This is a genomic window from Microbacterium sp. Cr-K20 (assembly GCF_000708325.1).
Taxonomy (GTDB): Bacteria; Actinomycetota; Actinomycetes; order Actinomycetales; family Microbacteriaceae; genus Microbacterium.
On sequence record NZ_JARE01000082.1, the window covers coordinates 58,638 to 77,458 of the forward strand.

The 18,821-nt window shown below is 65.5% G+C and carries 18 protein-coding genes; 8 read left to right on the forward strand and 10 right to left on the reverse strand.

Annotation, left to right across the window (positions count from 1 at the left end; all coding sequences use genetic code 11):
- The first annotated feature begins 48 nt into the window (after window positions 1–48).
- The 4 genes from GZ67_RS0118870 (at window position 49) to trxA (ending at window position 5,322) form a co-directional block, all read left to right on the forward strand.
- Window positions 49–2,229, forward strand: a complete 2,181-nt coding sequence (locus GZ67_RS0118870) for a DUF6049 family protein (RefSeq protein ID WP_029264218.1) — start codon at window positions 49–51, stop codon at window positions 2,227–2,229.
- The gene (gene murJ / locus GZ67_RS0118875) at window positions 2,222–3,838 is read left to right on the forward strand and encodes a murein biosynthesis integral membrane protein MurJ (RefSeq protein WP_029264217.1); all 1,617 of its coding nucleotides are present in this window, start codon (window positions 2,222–2,224) and stop codon (window positions 3,836–3,838) included. Before GZ67_RS0118870 ends, murJ begins: the two co-directional genes overlap by 8 nt.
- A 119-nt stretch (window positions 3,839–3,957) precedes the next feature.
- Window positions 3,958–4,932, forward strand: a complete 975-nt coding sequence (trxB, locus tag GZ67_RS0118880; RefSeq protein ID WP_029264216.1) for a thioredoxin-disulfide reductase — start codon at window positions 3,958–3,960, stop codon at window positions 4,930–4,932.
- Window positions 4,933–4,998: 66 nt separating this feature from the next.
- Window positions 4,999–5,322: a thioredoxin gene (gene trxA, locus GZ67_RS0118885; RefSeq protein ID WP_021201395.1), complete on the forward strand. Its 324-nt coding sequence runs from the start codon at window positions 4,999–5,001 to the stop codon at window positions 5,320–5,322.
- A gap of 63 nt (window positions 5,323–5,385) precedes the next feature.
- Here the strand turns inward: trxA and GZ67_RS0118890 are convergent, their stop codons facing one another.
- From GZ67_RS0118890 to rpmH, 10 genes are all read right to left on the reverse strand, one after another.
- Window positions 5,386–5,721, reverse strand: a complete 336-nt coding sequence (locus tag GZ67_RS0118890) for a hypothetical protein (RefSeq protein WP_017829903.1) — start codon at window positions 5,719–5,721, stop codon at window positions 5,386–5,388.
- A gap of 9 nt (window positions 5,722–5,730) precedes the next feature.
- Complete coding sequence (locus GZ67_RS0118895; protein WP_197021091.1) at window positions 5,731–7,179, reverse strand: sugar porter family MFS transporter; 1,449 nt, start codon at window positions 7,177–7,179, stop codon at window positions 5,731–5,733.
- Window positions 7,180–7,242: 63 nt separating this feature from the next.
- Window positions 7,243–8,214, reverse strand: coding sequence for a ParB/RepB/Spo0J family partition protein (locus tag GZ67_RS0118900; RefSeq protein ID WP_029264214.1), 972 nt, complete (start codon window positions 8,212–8,214; stop codon window positions 7,243–7,245).
- Window positions 8,214–9,089: a ParA family protein gene (locus tag GZ67_RS0118905; protein ID WP_231481882.1), complete on the reverse strand. Its 876-nt coding sequence runs from the start codon at window positions 9,087–9,089 to the stop codon at window positions 8,214–8,216. The genes GZ67_RS0118900 and GZ67_RS0118905 overlap by 1 nt, the downstream gene beginning before the upstream one ends.
- 1,326 nt (window positions 9,090–10,415) lie before the next feature.
- Window positions 10,416–11,036, reverse strand: coding sequence for a 16S rRNA (guanine(527)-N(7))-methyltransferase RsmG (rsmG, locus tag GZ67_RS0118910; protein ID WP_029264212.1), 621 nt, complete (start codon window positions 11,034–11,036; stop codon window positions 10,416–10,418).
- Between the two features lie 36 nt (window positions 11,037–11,072).
- On the reverse strand, window positions 11,073–11,564 hold the full coding sequence (locus tag GZ67_RS0118915) for a Jag family protein (protein WP_029264211.1): 492 nt from the start codon (window positions 11,562–11,564) through the stop codon (window positions 11,073–11,075).
- Window positions 11,561–12,631 carry a membrane protein insertase YidC gene (gene yidC, locus GZ67_RS0118920; RefSeq protein WP_029264210.1) on the reverse strand — a complete coding sequence of 357 codons (1,071 nt, stop codon included), beginning with the start codon at window positions 12,629–12,631 and terminating at the stop codon, window positions 11,561–11,563. The genes GZ67_RS0118915 and yidC overlap by 4 nt, the downstream gene beginning before the upstream one ends.
- Before the next feature lie 3 nt (window positions 12,632–12,634).
- A complete protein-coding gene (gene yidD, locus GZ67_RS0118925; protein ID WP_029264209.1) occupies window positions 12,635–12,985 on the reverse strand; it encodes a membrane protein insertion efficiency factor YidD in 351 nt (116 codons plus the stop codon).
- On the reverse strand, window positions 12,982–13,335 hold the full coding sequence (gene rnpA / locus GZ67_RS0118930) for a ribonuclease P protein component (protein WP_081860056.1): 354 nt from the start codon (window positions 13,333–13,335) through the stop codon (window positions 12,982–12,984). The genes yidD and rnpA overlap by 4 nt, the downstream gene beginning before the upstream one ends.
- A gap of 6 nt (window positions 13,336–13,341) precedes the next feature.
- Window positions 13,342–13,479, reverse strand: a complete 138-nt coding sequence (gene rpmH, locus GZ67_RS0118935; RefSeq protein WP_013584598.1) for a 50S ribosomal protein L34 — start codon at window positions 13,477–13,479, stop codon at window positions 13,342–13,344.
- Window positions 13,480–13,917: 438 nt separating this feature from the next.
- Here rpmH and dnaA point away from each other — a divergent pair, with 438 nt between their 5' ends.
- From dnaA to GZ67_RS0118955, 4 genes are all read left to right on the forward strand, one after another.
- Entirely contained in the window at window positions 13,918–15,186 is a 1,269-nt protein-coding gene (gene dnaA / locus GZ67_RS0118940) for a chromosomal replication initiator protein DnaA (protein ID WP_372469430.1), read from the forward strand.
- A gap of 494 nt (window positions 15,187–15,680) precedes the next feature.
- Window positions 15,681–16,823 carry a DNA polymerase III subunit beta gene (dnaN, locus tag GZ67_RS0118945; protein ID WP_029264206.1) on the forward strand — a complete coding sequence of 381 codons (1,143 nt, stop codon included), beginning with the start codon at window positions 15,681–15,683 and terminating at the stop codon, window positions 16,821–16,823.
- A gap of 212 nt (window positions 16,824–17,035) precedes the next feature.
- Window positions 17,036–18,229 (forward strand): DNA replication/repair protein RecF, encoded by a 1,194-nt coding sequence (gene recF, locus GZ67_RS0118950; RefSeq protein ID WP_029264205.1) that lies wholly within the window; start codon window positions 17,036–17,038, stop codon window positions 18,227–18,229.
- Window positions 18,222–18,725 (forward strand): DUF721 domain-containing protein, encoded by a 504-nt coding sequence (locus GZ67_RS0118955; RefSeq protein ID WP_029264204.1) that lies wholly within the window; start codon window positions 18,222–18,224, stop codon window positions 18,723–18,725. Before recF ends, GZ67_RS0118955 begins: the two co-directional genes overlap by 8 nt.
- The last annotated feature ends 96 nt before the right edge of the window (window positions 18,726–18,821 follow it).

Consider the following 18,821-nt stretch of genomic DNA (forward strand, 5'->3'; position numbering starts at 1 on the left):
GTCAGTACTCACGAGCAGCCTCTTCCCGGGCGTTCGAGGAAGACCTTCATGACCGCGATCACCCCCGACATCGGCCTCCGTGCGCGCCTGCGACGGCTCGCAGGAGCGACCGCTGTTCTCGCGATCGCAGTGAGCGGCTGTGCGTTCGTCGCACCGAGCGCCGCGGTCGCCGCCGATCAGGCGCAATCCGACGACGAAAAGAGCGTCGAGCTGCATGTCTCGGCCGGTCTTCGCGGGCTCGTCGCACCGGGGTCGTCCACGTCGGCGATCGTCACCGTGGAGAACGCCACCGACGCGGCACTCACCACGGGTGGTCAGGTCGAGGTCGAACTCAATCGCACCCCGCTCACCGATGCTGAGGCCGTCTCCACCTGGCTCGACGACGGCGAGGCGACAGGGGCCTTCGCCTCCATCGGCGCCGAAGACACCGATCCGATCGATGGCGGTGCGTCGGCGACGACCACGATCTTCGTGTCCGAGGCGACCCTGGGTGACCTCGCGCCCGGCGTCTACCCGCTGCGCGCGGAACTCACGGCCTCGACCGGCGATGCCGCAGACGCCGAGGCCGTGGATGCGACCGCGACGAGTGTGCTGGTGATCGCCGCCCCCCAGACCGCGCAGGTCGGGGTGCTCGTTCCCGTCACGGCGACGCCGGAAGGCGGCGCACTGCTGACGGCCGCCGAGCTCTCGGAGCTCACCGCTCCCGAAGGAACCCTGACCGCGCAGCTCGACGGCGTCGCCGGGACGACCGCCGTGCTGGCCATCGATCCGTCCATCCCCGCCGCGATCCGGGCGCTCGGCACCGCCGCCCCGGAGACCGCCCGCGACTGGCTGACACGACTCGACAACCTCCCGAACGCGCGTTTCGCGCTGCAGTTCGGTGATGCGGATGCGACGGCGCAGGCGCAGGCGGGTCTGCCTGAGCTGCTGCAGCCCCGGGCTCTCACCCCATTGCTCGATCCCGCGAACTTCCCGGGAGTCCCGGCAACGGCCGCACCGACCGATGCGCCTGATGCGACACCCGGTCCGACCCCGAGCGCCACGGAGTCTCCGGCACTCCCCAGCGATGACGAACTCACGGCGATCGACGGCGCTCTGCCGCACATCCTGTGGCCGCAGACCCCCACCTCCGCCGACCTGACCGCCTTCGCCGGCTACGTGGGCGCCGACACCACGACGATCGTCTCCTCGACGGCGGTCGGCGGACAGAGCGCGGCTCATGCGACAGCTGGCGGCAACGACCTCCTGGTCACGGATGCCGCGACCTCCGACGTGCTCTCGCGGGTGGCGGCGGCGCGGAATCCCGCCGACCGTCAGCGGCTTCTCGCCGAGGCGGCCGCCCTCCTCCAGCTGGCACAGCGTGCCGCCCCCACCGCTCCCCTGCTCGTCGGCCTGGACCGAGACGAGAACCGCTCCTCCGACGCGCTGCGCGACGCGATCACCGCCGCCGACTCCGCCGGGTTCGAGCTCGCGACGCTCCGGGCTACCCCGCCCGCCGCGGCGACCGTCACCGGGGAGCCGGATGCTGCGCGGTCCGCCGCGGTCACGACGCTTCTCACGGATGAGTCCCGGCTCACCGCGTTCTCGTCGATCCTCGCCGACCCCCAGGTGCTGCTCAGCCCCGAACGCATCCGGATCCTACGCACGCTGTCGGTTGGAACATCGGCCGCCACGTTCGCCGAGGGTTTCGCGGATCATCAAGCACAGACGAACGCCACGCTCGACGCGGTCAACATCCCCCCGTCCAGCACGATCCAGCTGCTCACGGCGAACGCCGATCTGCCGATCGCGGTGCGCAACGACCTGCCGTGGCCTGTGACGGTGCAGCTCTTCGTCTCGCCGACGGATCCGCGTCTCGAGGTCAGGTCCCCGGACGAGACGATCGTGCAGGCTCAGTCCACGACCCGCATCAAGGTGCCCGTGTCGGCTCGAGTGGGCAGCGGCGAGGTCGACCTCCGACTCAGTCTCTACAGCCCCACGGGCGTGCAGATCCAGGGTGATCAGACGCTCAGGGTCGCGGTGCGTGCGGAGTGGGAGACGATCGGACTCGTCGTCCTCGGCGGCATCATCGTGCTGCTGATCGCGCTCGGTGTGATCCGCACCGTGCGCCGCAAGCGGCGTGAGGCAGTCGAGGAATCAGCAGTCGAAGCGCAGATCGAAGCCCTGGAGGAAGAGGAAGCCGTGGAAGCCCGCCCGGACGCCACCACGACAGAAGACACGCGTGAGTAGCCTCGGCCGCGCGAGCGCCGTCATCGGCGCCGGCACTCTCGTCTCCCGTCTCACCGGCCTGCTGCGCAGTATCGTCCTCGTCGGAGTGATCGGCTCCTACAAGTCGGGTCCCGCCGACGCGTTCGCCGCCGCGAACACACTGCCCAACAGCGTCTTCTCGCTCATCTCGGTCGGCATCCTCACAGCCGTGATCGTGCCGCAGATCGTGAAGGCCGCCGCGGATGCCGACGGCGGCAACGCGTTCATCTCGAAGCTCTTCACGCTCGGGACGGTCGTGCTCGTCGCCGTCACCGCAGTCGCGACGATCGCCGCCCCTTGGCTGATCCAGCTCGTCGCGGGTGGTCTCCCGCCCACGACCCAGGCACTTGCGACAGCACTCGCATACTGGTGTCTTCCACAGATCCTCTTCTACGGCCTCTACGCGCTCCTCGGCGAAGCACTGAATGCCCGCCGCATCTTCGGCCCGTTCACGTGGGCCCCCGTCGTCAACAACATCGTCTCGATCATCGGCTTCCTCCTGCTGGGATGGGTGTTCTCGCCCGTGTCCCGAAGCGCTGCGGACTGGACGCCGGACATGATCGCCGCACTCGGCGGGACCGCGACCCTCGGCATCGCCATCCAGGCCCTCGTGCTCCTGCTGTTCTGGCGGCGCACCGGTCTCGCACTCCGCCCGGACTTCCACTGGCGCGGCGTCGGATTGGGTGGTGTCGGAAAGCTCGCCGGCTGGACTTTCCTCATGGCGTTCGCATCGCTCGCGGCAGGGATCCTTCAGGGACGGATCGTCAGCGCCGCCTCCGAATCGGGTGCCTCGCTCGCGGTCACCGGCAATGCCTGGCTGATCTTCATGCTGCCGTACTCGGTCATCGTGCTCTCGATCGGGACGCCGTACTTCACGCAGATCAGCGAGCATGCGGCAGCCGGTCGTCACGACGAGGTGCGGGGAGACATCTCCCGCAGCATCCGCACCCTCCTGTTCTTCATCGTCGCCGCAGTGGCGGCCGTAGCCGCCGCCGCGATTCCCGCCTCGCGCGTCTTCACAGAGAGCGCGCCCGATGCGCAGGGCGCTGCCCTGGTGCTGCTCTGTTACCTGATCAGCCTGATCCCGCTGACGATCCTCTTCATCGTCCAGCGCACGTTCTACGCCTACGACGACACCCGCACGCCGTTCTGGTTCACGATCTTCCAGTGCGTGCTCATCGTGATCACCGCTCTGGCCGCGGCCGGGCTCCTCGCCGCAGACGTGATCCCGCTGACCCAGCTCGCCGCAGCCGTCGCCCTCGGTCAGTCCGTCGCAAGCACCCTGCAGACGATCGTCGCCACCTGGCTGCTGCACCGGAAGATCGGTGGGCTCGGGGTGGGGTCCTGGATGCTCGCCATCCTGCGATTCGCCGTGGCGGGAGTCCCTGCCGGCTTCGCCGGCTGGGGCGTGTATCTGCTCCTCGGCGGCCCCTTAGGGTGGGCGACGTCCGGTGTCATCCCGGCAACTCTCGCGACCGCGATCATCGGCCTCACGGTCGTCGTCGTCTACGTTGCGATCCTCGCCCTCATGCGCGCCCCCGAGCTCAAGGCGGCCGGCGGCCTCGTGCGTCGTTTCCTGCCCGGCCGCTGATCCGCATCCGGAGCCGTCTCCCAGCCCGGTGGCGCACACTGGCGAGGGAATGCCGCGCGGTTACCATGGGTTGAAGCAGTCGAAGGTCATTCGACCGCAGTTTCTAAGACGGAGAGCACATGCGTCAGGTCATCATCATCGGCTCCGGCCCCGCCGGATTCACGGCTGCCATCTACGCGGCCAGGGCCAACCTCAAGCCGCTGCTCATCGCGAGTTCGGTCGAGGTCGGCGGCGAGCTCATGAACACCACCGAGGTCGAGAACTACCCGGGCTTCCCCGAGGGCATCCAGGGTCCTGAGCTGATGGCGAAGTTCCAGGAGCAGGCCGAGAAGTTCGGCACCGAGGTCCTCTACGACGACGTCACCGAGCTCGACCTCGACGGCCCCGTCAAGACGGTCACGCTCGGCTCCGGTGCCGTGCACGAGACGCAGTCGCTGATCTACGCGACCGGCTCGGCCTACCGCAAGCTCGACATCGCCGGTGAGGAGCGTCTCTCCGGCTACGGCGTCTCCTGGTGCGCCACCTGCGACGGGTTCTTCTTCCGCGAGAAGACGATCGCCGTCGTCGGCGGTGGCGACTCCGCCATGGAAGAGGCCACGTTCCTCACCCGTTTCGCCTCGAAGGTCTACGTGATCCACCGCAAGGACACGCTGCGTGCCTCGAAGATCATGCAGGAGCGCGCCTTCGCGAACGAGAAGATCGAGTTCGTGTGGAACAGCGAGGTCGCCGAGGTCCTCGGTGGCGACTCCGTCTCCGGTGTGCAGCTGCGCAACACGGTCGACGGCACGCTCAGCGACCTTCCCATCGACGGACTCTTCATCGCGATCGGCAACGACCCGCGCACGCACCTCGTGCACGACAAACTCGAGCTGACGCCCGAGGGCACCATCTGGGTCGACGGCCGTTCGTCGAAGACCTCGGTTCCCGGCGTGTTCGCCGCCGGCGACGTGATCGACCCGACGTACCGCCAGGCCATCACGGCCGCCGGTACCGGCACGGTCGCGGCCCTCGATGCGGAGCACTTCCTCGCTGATCTCGAGGATGCCTCCGTGGAGGTTCCGGCTGCGGAGGCCGCCGAGATCATCGTCGCCTGAGGCGGCGGGAACACTTTTCCCTCGTTTGCTGTTGTAGCAGGCGAACCCCAATCAAGGAGAACTCTGATGAGTGCAAAGGCTACGAGCCAGGCGACCTGGGAGCAGGACGTTCTGCAGGCCGACGGTCCGGTGCTGGTGGACTTCTGGGCTGAGTGGTGTGGTCCGTGTCGCATGGTCGCGCCGGTTCTGGACGAGATCCAGGCCGACAACCCCGACAAGATCACCATCCTCAAGCTCAACGTCGACGAGAACCCCGAGCTGGCGATGAAGTATCAGATCACGTCGATCCCGGCGATGAAGGTCTTCCACGGTGGTGAGGTCAAGACGACCATCATCGGTGCGAAGCCGAAGTTCGCGCTCGAGAAGGACCTCGCCGCATTCATCGGCTGATCCTCTGACGTCGAAAGGCCGCCATCCCCCGGGGGTGGCGGCCTTTTTCGTGTCCTCAGGCGGTCAGGAGGCGTCGGCGACGCTGGGGTCCCAGCGTCGGTGGCGCTGCTTCTCGTCGAGAAGCCCCCAGACTGCTGAAGTGAGCTCGGGGTACTCAAGGGCGATCTGCCGCAGCACACGGTAGTGCCGAGCGGCGTTCGGGCGCACTCCGTCGTTCGCGTTGATGTTGTCGGCGCGCAGGAGGTAGACGACCAGCTCGTCGACGCTCGGCAGCTCCTCCATGAACTCCCAGGGGTCCTCCCCGCCGAGGAGTCGCTCCTGGATGAGGACCGCGAGCTCGTCTGCCGCCTCCGCGCGCAGCACTTCCAGGCTGGCGCGGCGCTGTACGGACTCGGTCATACATCCAGCCTACGTCTGCTGCGGACCCCCGCGTCGCACGACCTTCATGTTCTCGGTCATCTCCTCGAGCTCCTTGCCCTTGGTCTCGGGAACTTTGAAGAACACGAAGAAGAACGACAGGAGGGCGAAGAACGCGTAGAAGCCGTAGGCGAACGTGAGTCCGATCTCGGCGAAGGCCGGGAACGTGGTCGAGATGAAGAAGTTCGCGACCCACTGTGCTGCCGCAGCCACCGCGAGAGCACCGGCGCGGATGGAGTTCGGGAAGATCTCGCCCAGCAGCACCCAGACCAGCGGACCCCAGCTCGCGCCGAAGAAGACCACGAAGCCGTTCGCGCAGACCAGGGCGACGGTCGCCCACGGGTCCGGAAGCGTCGCCGTCCCCTGAGCGTCGAGCGTGCCGAACGAGAACGCGACGGCCATGAGCCCCAGCGTGACAGTCATGCCGACGGATCCCACGAGGAGCATGATGCGCCGCCCGATCTTGTCGACGAGCAGGATGGCGACGATCGTCACGACGATGTTCGTCACCGACGTGATGACGGAGGTGAGCAGGGCGCTCGACTCGTCGAATCCGACCGACTGCCACAGGGTCGTCGAGTAGTAGAAGATCACATTGATGCCGACGAACTGCTGGAATACCGAGAGCAGGATGCCGATCCAGACGATCGGCTTCAGTCCGAACCTGTTGCCCCGAAGGTCTCGCAGGGACTCAGCGCGCTCGGTGTCGATGGTCCCCGTGATCTCGGAGATCTTCGCGTCGACGTCAATCGTCCCCGTGACGGTCTGGAGAACCTCCTCCGCCCGTTTCAGCTCCCCCTTTCGCACCAGGTAGCGCGGGGATTCGGGGAGTCGTAGCGCCATGATCCCGTACACGAGTGCCGGAATGGCTTCGACGATGAACATCCATCGCCAGGCGGTGAGTCCCCAGAGCGGCTGGTCTGCGGCGCCGGCGATATTGGCCAGCAGAGCATCCGACAGGAGGGCAGCGAAGATTCCGGTGACGATGGCCAACTGCTGCAGGGATCCCAGACGTCCACGGACGGCTGCGGGCGATACTTCGGCAATGTACGCGGGGGCGATCACCGAGGCCGCACCGACACCCAGTCCTCCGACCACACGCCAGAAGATCAGATCGATCACACCGAAGGCGAGGCCCGATCCGATCGCCGAGACGAAGAAGAGCACGGCCGCGGCGACCATGACCGGAATGCGTCCGTATCTGTTCGAGACGAGTCCCGCGAACCACGCTCCGATCGCGCACCCGATGAGCGCTGAAGAGACCGCGAATCCCTTCAGCGCGGCTCCGAGGTCGAACCCGGAGACATCGCCGGCCAAGGCATCAACGGCACCGTTGATCACGGCGGTGTCGAACCCGAAGAGGAATCCACCCAACGCCGCCGCGATACTGACCCCGATCACACGGCGCTTGATGGCGGCTGGACCTGTTGCTCTGGACATGACTGACTCCCCCTCGACGTCGAGATGACGCGAGTCTAGATGAAGGGCGGACGACGGTGGGTGTTACCTGGCGGAGCCGTAGCCGCTCTCGCCGAGCTCCTCGAGAATTCGATTGAGATCCTGAATCGAAGCGAAATCGATCGTGACCTGGCCTTTTCGTGCACCGAGTGCGATCTTGACGCGAGTGTTCAGCCGGTCACCGAGCTTTCCGGCGACCTCGTCGAGGTATGCCCGCCGTGCTCCGGGAGTCGCTTTCGTCGTCTTGCCGGCCGACGGCTGCGACTTCGCAGCCTCTTCCGTGGCGCGCACGGAGAGGTCTTCGTTCACGACCTTGTCGGCGAGGCGCTGCATCGATTCGGGATTCTCGAGACTGAGGATCGCGCGGGCGTGGCCGGCGGTCAGCACGCCGGCAGCGACGCGCTGCTGCACGGGGACGGGCAGCTTCAGGAGCCGGATCGTGTTGCTGATCTGGGGCCGCGAGCGGCCGATGCGCGTGGCCAGCTCCTCCTGAGTGATGCCGAAGTCCTCCAGAAGCTGCTGGTACGCAGATGCTTCTTCCAGCGGATTGAGCTCGGACCGGTGGAGGTTCTCCAGCAGGGCATCGCGGAGGAGATCCTCATCGGCCGTCTCGCGGACGATGGCCGGGATCGTCTCGAGTCCTGCCTCACGAGCGGCGCGGGTGCGCCGCTCCCCCATGATCAACTCGTACTCGCCCTCGGTGTTCTTGCGCACGACCACGGGCTGCAGCACGCCGAACTCGCGCACGCTGTGCACCAGCTCCGCGAGGTCTTCCGGGTTGAAGTGCGTCCGCGGCTGGCGCGGATTCGGGACGATCGCGTTCGGGTCGACCTGGACCAGGTGGATCCCCGGGACCTCTTCCAGCGCCGGGGCCTCGGCATCCGGCCCGACCGTCGCCTCCGCGGCAGCCGGCCGCAGGCTCGCACCGGGGAAGAACACATCGACGGGACGCTCCGCCTGATCAGCCGTGGGGATCAGGGCCCCGATACCCCGACCCAGTCCAGTGCGCTTGGCCATCATTTCTCCTTGCTCTGCGTCGCTGTCCGCGATGCGATCTCGACAGCGGCCTCGCGGTAGGCGATGGCGCCGGCGGATTGTCCGTCATAGGCGATCACGGTCTGTCCGAAGCTCGGCGCTTCGGATACACGGACCGAGCGCGGAATCACCGTCTCCAGCACCTGATCCGGGAAGTGCGTGCGCACCTCTTCAGCGACCTGCTGGGCGAGGCGGGTGCGGCCGTCGAACATCGTGAGCAGGATGGTGGAGAGATGCAGGTCGGGATTCAGATGCTTCTGGATCATCTGGATGCTGCCGAGCAGCTGGCTCAGCCCCTCCAGTGCGTAGTACTCGCACTGGATCGGGATGAAAACCTCGGATGCGGCCGTGAAGGCGTTGATCGTGAGGAGCCCCAGCGACGGCGGGCAGTCGATGATCACGAAGTCCATCGGATTGTCGGCGAGGTAGTCCACGAGCGCGCGCCGCAACCGGTGTTCGCGGGCCACCTGTGCGACGAGCTCGATCTCCGCCCCTGCGAGGTGGATCGTGCTGGGCGCGCAGAAGAGGTTGGGATCTTCGGGACTGGGCTGGACGATGTCGGCGAGGGGGAACTCCTCGATGAGCACGTCGTAGACACTGGGGATGTCGGCGCTGTGCGGAACACCGAGCGCGGTCGACGCATTGCCCTGCGGGTCGAGGTCGATGACCAGGACCTTCGCCCCCAGGCCCGCGAGGGCGGACGCAATGTTCACGGCCGTCGTGGTCTTCCCCACGCCGCCCTTCTGGTTCGACACCGTCAGGACGCGCGTCTCGCCGGTGAACTCGACCGATGCGGCCTCCAGTGCGCGCCTCCGGGCCGAAAGGTCGGCAATCTCCCGCGCGAGCGGTGTATCCATCCCGAACGATTCGTTCGTCGATGTCTTCTCGGATTGTTTCACGTGAAACATCCACTCCTTTCGGGGCCGCGTTCCACTCTAATCGCTGCGGGCGACACCGGCTTACGCGAGTCCACGACGTGCCTCCGATCCCGCAGGAAGCGAGCCCGCACAGCTCGCTTTCGATGGGCACCGCGACCGGACGAGAGGGGATCCATGCTCTCCGCACCACGCACCTGGATCGATGTTTCACGTGAAACGATGACGGATTCACTTCCTCATGAGGCGGGCACGGGGGCCGACAACCCTCACGAGCAATCTGGTCGGCTGGGAGGGAGTGGTCGGCCGCTCGCGCAGGCAACTGATGCGGCGGAAGGAGTGACGATAGCCCGAAGCCACCCGGGCAGCGGGCTCGACATGTGTGGTGCAGAGACTGGAGCGAAGCTGTGCGAGCGCGCCGCGCACGACAACGACGGCAACCACTCCCCCACCCGCGCCCACCAGCAAGGCGACACTGCGGTGTCTGAACCGCAGCGGGTAGTTGCACCGTCGTACGCCACACCTGTTCTGGCGGGGCACACTGCCCCGCAGAGCGACGTTTCACGTGAAACATCGTCCACGTCCGCCTCCGGCACCACGCTGAGGCAGAGGAGAACCGCGGCACCTCGCAGGGGGTCCCACTGAACTCGCCGTGCTATCGACACCGTGGGCCGTTCCTCCGACTTCACAGACGTACCGTCCCCACGCCGGCATCACCGCTCGTTCCGGCGCCGCCTTCCGACCAGCACCGGTGAAGCTCACGACGAGTGGGTCGCGACCGCTCGAGACGAGGCCGAGGGGAACAGCGCCCAGACCAGCGGGAGCCACCCCGGTCCTCACAGAGCACTACCTCCCGGAACCGCAGCCTTCACAGCCATCGCGACGCCTCCCCCGTTCGTCATACCCGCCATCGATATACGGGTACGCGGCAGAAGAGGAGAACCTCCTCCGTAGGACCGGTCGCCCGTTTCACGTGAAACACCGCGCACGGAGATCCCTGGTTTGCAGGCATGCGTCGCGTCGATGGGTAGAACTCCGTGCACGGTCACCATCTCAGCCGCGAACTCCTTCCTACTCGCAGGGAAGACCACGGTCGACTGCGTGAAGTCCCCACGGGCGACCGAATGCACACCGGGTTTCTCCCGCACGAAATCCGGCGGCCGAGCGGTGTCCACCGGTAGATGAGAAGGCTTCGCCAGCTACAGCTATCGCGGTGTTTCACGTGAAACATCGATGCGCCGCGACTACCCCGATACGAAGAAGCGGGGTGTTTCACGTGAAACACCCCGCTTACCTGATGGCAGAAGCTCAGCGCACTCGAGCTCGGACCACGCGGGTCGTCTCCGGCAGCACACCCTCTCCCAGTACTTCCACCCGTACGTCGGAGAGACGGAACTTCTTGATCTGCTTCTGAGCAGCCTCGACCTCGTTCGCCGCATTCATACCCTTGAGAAGGATGAGCTCTCCCCCGTCACGCACCAGCGGTGCCGTGATCGGGACGAGAGTCCGCAGCGCGCTCACCGCGCGCGCCGTCACGACATCGAAACTTGCGGGGGGCACGTCTTCAGCCCGCGCACGCAGCACGGTCGTGTTCGTCAGCCCGAGTTCCGAGACCTGTTCATTGAGCCAGGTGATCCGACGCTCCATCGGTTCGACGAGCGTCCACTCCACATCAGGACGAGCGATTGCGAGCACGATCCCGGGAAGGCCCGCACCGGATCCGATGTCGGCAACAGAACCGCGGAAGAGAGGCGCGGCGATCACACTGTTGAGGATGTGGCGCGTCCACAGGCGAGGAAGCTCTAGAGGACCGATGAGTCCTCGCTCCTCCCCTTCACGTGCGAGCGCTGCTGTGAACGCCCGCGCGATCTCGATGCGATCTCCGAACAGCTCGGCGGAGATCGGCGGTTCCTGCTCGAGCTCACTCATGAAGGTTCACACAGAATCGATGTTTCACGTGAAACATCAACGACGGCGGAGAACCGTGTGCCGGTCAGCGCCTTCGCCGTACGACTCGGAGACGAGCCCACGTTCCGCGGCGATGTCATGCACGAGCTTGCGCTCATAGCTGGACATCGAGGGCAGCGAGGCCTGGGACGAACCCTCATCGAGCTTGGCTGCGGCAGCGTCGACGAGCGTCTCGAGCTGGCGACGGCGCGTGTCGCGCGAGCCGGCGATGTCGAGGATGAGGCGCGAGAACGAGCCAGTCTTGCTCTGCACGGCCAGACGGGTCAGCTCCTGCAGCGCCTGCACCGTATCGGGGGCGGAGAGCAGGGACAGCCCGTCGCCCTCAGCTTCGATCGAGACGTAGGCGCGGCCCTGACGGACGTCGAGATTCAGGTCTCCGTCGATGTCGGCGATGTCGAGAAGTTCCTCGAGGTAGTCCGCCGCGACGTCGCCTTCGTTCTCGAGCTGAGCCACCGTGGGCTCGGTGTTCTCGGTCATGGTCTCAGTCATGAGCCGCTCCCCTTCTTCTTCGCGCGCTTCTTACCCACCGGCTGCTGACGCTTCGGTGCTTCCGCCTTGGCCTTCTCGGCCTCTTCGAGCAGACGCTGCTGCTCCGCCTCGTATGCGGCCATCGGCACGACCTTGCCTGAGGAGTCGATCGCCTTGCCCTTGCGAGCGAGACGCTCTTCACGGGCCTTGGCGGCTTCAGAGCCGGGAGTCGGCATCTCGCGGATGACGAGGAACTGCTGTCCCATGGTCCAGAGGTTCGAGATGAACCAGTACACGACGACACCGAGCGGGAAGAAGACACCCGAGAAGATGAAGCCCAGCGGAAGGACATAGAGCATGATCTTCTGCATCTGGTACGCCTGGCCGGTCTTGGCCTCGGGCGACAGGTTCTTCGAGATGATCTGCAGCTGCGTGAAGAACTGCGAGGCGATCATGAGGACGACGAGCGTGACCAGGATGACGATCGCGGTCGTGTTCTGCGCGTCGACCGCGTTGCCCAGGGTCTCGTGCAGCGAAGCGACTCCGAAGAGCTTCGCGTCGTAGAACTCCTTGGTGAGCTCCGGGCTCAGCAACCCGACGCCACCGACACTGTCCTTGGCGTGCTTGCTGACGTCACTCAGAACGCTGTACAGAGAGAAGAAGATCGGCATCTGCACGAGCAGCGGCAGACAGCTCGACATCGGCGTCGTGCCGTGCTTCTTGTACAGGGCCATCGTCTCGCGGCTCATGGCCTCGCGAGAGAGCTGATCTTTCTTACCTCGGTATTTCTCCTGAACTTTTCGCAGTTCAGGAGCAATTTCCATCATCTTTCGCTGGCTCTTGATCTGCTTCACGAACAGCGGGATCAGGGCGGCACGGACGACGATGACGAGTCCGACGATCGACAACACCCAGGTGAGACCGGATGCGGCGGGAAGGCCGACGGTGGTCAGCAGCCAGTGCCAGGCGACGAGGATGAGTTCGACGACCCACTTCAGCGGCCAGAGGATGGTGCCGATCAGATCGAAGCCACCCGCAGCAGGTGCATCGCTGGGAGTGGAGCTGGCTAGCAGAAGGTCAAGACCCACCGATCAGTCCTTTCGGGAAGGGACGACGAAACCGTGTGCAGTCAGGTCGTAGCGGAAGTGTTCATGCGGACGGACGTCGTCGACGCCACCGCTGGTCCAGGGATTGCAGCGGAGGATGCGCCATGCCGAGAGCACCGCCCCCTTCACCGCGCCGTGCTGCTGCACCGCACCTACAGCGTAGGCGGAACAGCTGGGGTAGTACGCACAGACATCTCCATACATCGGGGAGATCACCTTGCGATAGGCGGTGAGGAATCCCAGCACCAGATTGCGCGGCACCAGGGGAACGCTGCGAAGCACATCCTGCGACTGCATGCGCGCCGTCCCGATGGACGAGGCCGGGAGAGCGGTCATGCCGACACCGCGACCGTTGGGGCGAGTCGACTCAGACACCGATCGACGTCAGCGCGGAGTTCCGCGAAGGATGCCGTCGCCGACGCAGGAAGGGCACGGATGACGACATCCGTGCCCTCGGGAACGCGTTGCAGCGCTTCCGCGCACACGGCTTTGAGTCGCCGACGCACGGTGTTGCGCACCACAGCGGTGCCTACCTGCTTGCTGATGATGAATCCGAACCTCGCGGCCCTGCTCTCGCCCGTCGTCAACATCGAGGTGATGACGCGCGCCCCGCCACAACGGGATCCGCGTCGAACGACCAGACGGTAGTCGCTCCCGCGGGTCAGCCGATACGGGCGGGCGAGCACAGTGGACTACGCAGAGAGCTCGGTGCGGCCCTTCGCACGGCGGGCAGCGAGGATGCCGCGGCCGGCACGCGTACGCATGCGGGCACGGAAGCCGTGCTTCTTGGCGCGACGACGGTTGTTGGGCTGGAAAGTGCGCTTGCTCATGGAATCACTCCGGGAATGCTGCCACCGGATTCACTTCGACCGGAGACATGGGGAACTGCCGAAAAAGGCATAAGTCAACCGACTTAGGGTACGTCTTACCGGCGCGCAGAGCAAATCTGCGCGCTTCCGTGGTCGACCACCGGCACGAACCGCACAGCCATTATCCACAACCGGGGCTCGCCCGGCGAGCACAACACGCGCGCGTATTTTCAAGGGCAGGTTGCCGTTCACAGCCGCGGTGACTACCGTGGCATCCTAAGTTATCCACAGGGGCACAGCACGTCGACCCCGCCTCGATTCCTCGTCCGGAGCGTCATGTCATCACCTGCCCAGCCCGACGTCCCCATCTGGACCACGGTGCAGGAGCTTCTGGTCGATGACGATCGTGTCACTCCCCAGCTGCAGGGATTTCTGAGTCTGGCAGTCCCGGCCGGCGTCATGTCCGCGACGCTCTACCTCGAGGTGCCGAACGATCTCACCGCCGCGCAGATCAACAAGCGCCTGCGGCTGCCGATCATGGAGGCGCTCTCGCACATCGGCGAGGAAGTGACCTCATATCGGGTCGTGGTCAATCACGAGTTGGCCGAGCAGCAGGCGGCGCCGATCGCGGTGGGCGATTTCGGGCGACACGAGCAGGTCCGTGTGGAGTCGCCGATGGAGCAGCCGACGCAGTTGCGCCACGAATCACGGCTCAATCCGAAGTACACCTTCGACAACTTCGTGATCGGCCAGTCGAACCGCTTCGCCCACGCGGCCGCCGTCGCCGTGGCCGAAGCCCCCGCGAAGGCCTACAACCCGCTGTTCATCTACGGCGACTCCGGCCTCGGGAAGACGCACCTCCTCCACGCGATCGGTGACTACGCGCAGTCCCTCTACGCCGGGGTCAAGGTTCGCTACGTCTCGAGTGAGGAGTTCACCAACGACTTCATCAACTCGATCGCGAACAACCGTGGCGCCGCTTTCCAGGCCAGGTACCGCGATGTCGACATCCTCCTGATCGACGACATCCAGTTCCTGCAGGGGCGGGCCGAGACGCAGGAAGCCTTCTTCCACACCTTCAACACACTGCACGATCACAACAAGCAGGTCGTCATCACCAGTGACGTCGCCCCGAAGCATCTCACCGGCTTCGAGGATCGGATGCGGAGCCGCTTCGAATGGGGTCTGATCACCGACGTGCAGGCTCCCGACCTGGAGACACGCATCGCGATCCTTCGGAAGAAGGCGCAGAGCGAGGCGCTGCACATCCCCGACGAGGTCCTCGAGTACATCGCGACCGTGGTCTCCTCGAACATCCGTGAGCTCGAAGGAGCCCTCATCCGGGTGTCCGCCTTCGCCAGCCTGAATCGATCGGCACTCGACATCTCGCTGGCCCAGACCGTGCTCCGCGACATCATCGACACGGCCGAGGACAACATCATCTCGCCGACGGACATCATCACGGCCACGGCGCAGTACTTCAAGCTCACAGTCGACGACCTCTACGGTTCCAGCAGATCGCAGCAGATCGCGACCGCTCGACAGATCGCCATGTACCTCTGTCGGGAGCGCACCAGCCTGTCCCTCCCGAAGATCGGTCAGCTCTTCGGCAACCGTGACCACACGACCGTCATGTACGCGTACAAGAAGATCAGCGAGCTCATGAAGGAGCGACGTTCGATCTACAACCAGGTCACAGAGATCACCACGCAGCTCGGGCGTCGCTGACGCCGCGACACGCGGGTATGAGGGGGACTCGGCATCCGAAGGGGTGCTGAGTCCCCCTTTTCGCGTCCTGACAGGCATTCCCGGCACCGGATAGATGCCTCTATGCACATGTGGATAACTTGTGGATGACTGTCAATCTGATCGGGACGAATGTGGGTCAATCGATCAAACCTGTGGATAACTATGGGGGAGCCTCCGCACCCGTAGCCGGCCCCAGCCCGCGGATTCCTCAGGGATTCCACAACTGACAAGCGTGTAGTTCCTTACTCGCTCTTGCTATCCACCGAGTTATCCACAGTATCCACAGCTGTTAACACCGTTAAGGAGTTAAGTCTTTCAAGGCGCGATCCCATCACCAGACGGTGGGGAGAACCGTCGAACGAACGACAAGAACTCCGGCGTAGGGATCCGGGCGAACAGGGGGCTAGCATGGGAAGCCCTGCACCGGCAGGGCCGACGACAACGCGTCACAGTTCGACGACAAGGGAGCACCAGTGAGGTTTCAGGTCAACCGCGATGTCTTCAGCGAGGCTGTCTCGTTCGTCGTCAAGCTTCTGCCGCAGCGCAACCCGCAGCCGATCCTGGCCGGTGTGCTGATCGAGGCGGACGGTTCCGGACTCACACTTTCGGCTTTCGACTACGAGGCCTCCGCACGGACGACGATCGAAGCCACCGTCGAGACCCCGGGCACGATCCTCGTGCACGGTCGACTTCTCTCCGACATCGCCAGCCGGCTTCCGAACGCTCCGATCGAGATCGCTGTCGAAGAAGACGGTGGCATCACCGTCACCTGCGGCTCCGCCCGGTTCACCCTCGCGGCCATGCCCGTCGAGGAATACCCGTCGATCCCCGAGGTGAGCGGGTCGTCCGGCGTCGTTCCTGCCGATGACTTCGGTACGGCGATCTCGCAGGTCGGATTCGCGGCTTCCCGCGACGACGTGACCCCGGTGCTGACCGGCGTGCAGCTCGAGGTGTCGGGTCACAGCCTCAGCCTCGTCGCGACCGACCGTTACCGGGTCTCTCTCCGTGACGTTCCGTGGGACGGGGAATCCGTCGAGGCGACCGCACTGGTTCCGGCGCGTACGCTGCTCGAGGTCGGAAAGACCTTCGGCCACGCCGGCACCATCCAGATCGCTTTCTCCGGAGCAGGGGACCGCGAGATCATCGCGTTCACCGCCGGCAACAAGACGGTCACATCGCTGCTGATCAAGGGCAACTTCCCGCCGGTCCGTCGCCTCTTCCCCGAGCAGACCGACCACTACGCGGTCGTGAACACCGCTGATCTCGTCGAGGCCGTCCGGCGTGTGTCGCTCGTGCTCGACCGTGCCGCGCCGCTTCGCTTCACGTTCTCGAACGACAGTGTGACGATGGATGCTTCGGGCAGCGAGCACGCCAGGGCTTCCGAATCCGTCGACGCGATTCTCTCGGGCGGCGACGAAGTCACGCTCGGCCTGAACCCGCAGTATCTGATCGAGGCTCTCGGTGCGGTGAAGAGCGAGTTCGTCCGCGTGACGTTCACTTCGAGCGACAACGCCAACAAGCTCAGCCCCGTGCTCATCACGAGCCAGACGTCGGTCGATCAGGCCGGTCTCGACTCGTTCAAGTACCTTCTTCAGCCGAACCTCCTCCTCCGCTGATCTCTTCTCTCTCCTACCCGAAACGTTCCCGGATCAGCCGTCAGCCGATCTACGAACCGTCGCGGGTGAGGATGCTCCCGGAGCGAGCATCGGGAGGGACCCACGAAGTGGGAGGGAACCCGCTCTGCGAGCGAAGGGTGCGTCCTCACCCACGACCCACGCGCGAACACCAGAGAAGAACAAGTGTCAGACCCCGAAGATAGGCTGACTCCGTGATTGTGGAGCACCTGAGTCTGGTCGATTTCCGTAATTACGCGACCGCCGAACTCGCCCTCCACCGCGGCCCGAACGTACTGGTGGGTCGCAATGGGCAGGGCAAGACGAATCTGGCTGAGGCGGTGGTGTTCCTCGCCACTCTCGGTTCGCACCGGGTGTCGTCGGATGCGCCGATGGTGCGCGATGGGCAGGAATTCGCGATCATCCGTGCGCGACTCTCGCATGGTGAACGGCGCGTTCTCGCCGAGGTGCAGGTGAACCGGCAGGGCTCGAACAAGGCCCGCATCAACGGCTCGCCGTCGAAGCCGAACGAGCTTCCGCGCTACGCGCATGTCGTGCTCTTCGCCCCGGAAGACCTGCAGATCGTGCGCGGCGATCCGTCTGCGCGTCGCCGATTCATGGATCAGCTCCTCATCCAGCGCATTCCTCGCATCTCGGCGGTCCTCGCGGACTACGACCGTGTGCTCAAGCAGCGCAATGCTCTGCTCAAGTCAGCGAGAGCTCGCGGCATCCGCGGAGAAGGGCTGAGCACCCTCGATGTCTGGGACGACAAGCTCGTCTCACTGGGATCCGAGATCATCACGGCGCGGCAGCGGTTGGCTGCCGATCTTCAGCAGCCGGTGGCCGACGCCTACGAAGCCATCGCCGGCGCCGACCATCGTCCGCAGTTGGAGTGGGCGTTGTCGGTCGGCGGCGCTGATCCGGAGGAAGACGACGACGCAGCGACGGATGCGGAGGAGGCACCGGCCATCGCCAAGCTCGGTGATCAGCAGCACATCGCCGAGTTGTTCCGTGCATCGCTGGCGGCGAAACGGTCGACCGAGATCGATCGAGGGCTCACGCTCACCGGTCCGCATCGTGACGACCTGGTCCTGCGCGTACGTGATCTCCCGGTGAAGGGCTACGCCTCGCACGGCGAATCCTGGTCGGTGGCACTCGCTCTTCGACTGGCGTCGGCCGAGCTCTTGCGCAGCGAGTCCCCGGCGGGAGACCCGGTCCTGATCCTCGACGATGTCTTCGCCGAACTCGATGCCGATCGGCGACAGCGCCTCGCGACTCTGACGGCCGGCTACGAGCAGGTGGTGGTGACCGCAGCGGTGGAGGAGGATATCCCCGAGGTGCTGCATGCCCACGTGGTGCGCATCAACGCCGGGACGATCAGCGACGAGCGGGAGGCAGCGGATGACTGACGCCGCATCGACTCCGCCGGTCGAAGTGCCCGAAACCGTGGGAACGTACCTGCGTCTGCGCGGCTTGCAGCCGAGCTCGAAGAGCTGGAAGCGCAAGCGCCGCATCGTCACCGACGACGACAACGCGCCGTTCACCCCGGGTCGGGATCCGGGTGCACTCGGCGCGGTGCTCGACAAGCTGAGTCGGGACTCCGGCTGGCAGATCACGCTCGCCCGTGAGGACCTGGTCCGGCAGTGGGCCGATCTGGCGGGCGCCGATACCGCGAAGCACTCCGAACCGGTCTCTCTCGAGCGCGGATTGCTCACCGTGAAGTGCGACTCGACGGCCTGGGCGAAGAACCTCCAGTTCATGCGGGCGACCATCCTCACCGAGATCGGCCGTCGCTATCCCGACGCGGGTGTCGAGAACCTCCGCTTCATCGGACCGGACGTCCCCTCCTGGAAATGGGGTCCCAGAGTCGTTCCAGGGCGGGGCCCGCGCGACACCTACGGGTAGGACACCACGAATGGGGTCCACAACGCTCAGAGGGCCACACACGGCCGTTGAGCGGCATTTCCCGACGAAACCCCGCTAGAATGGGAGTTCGTGATA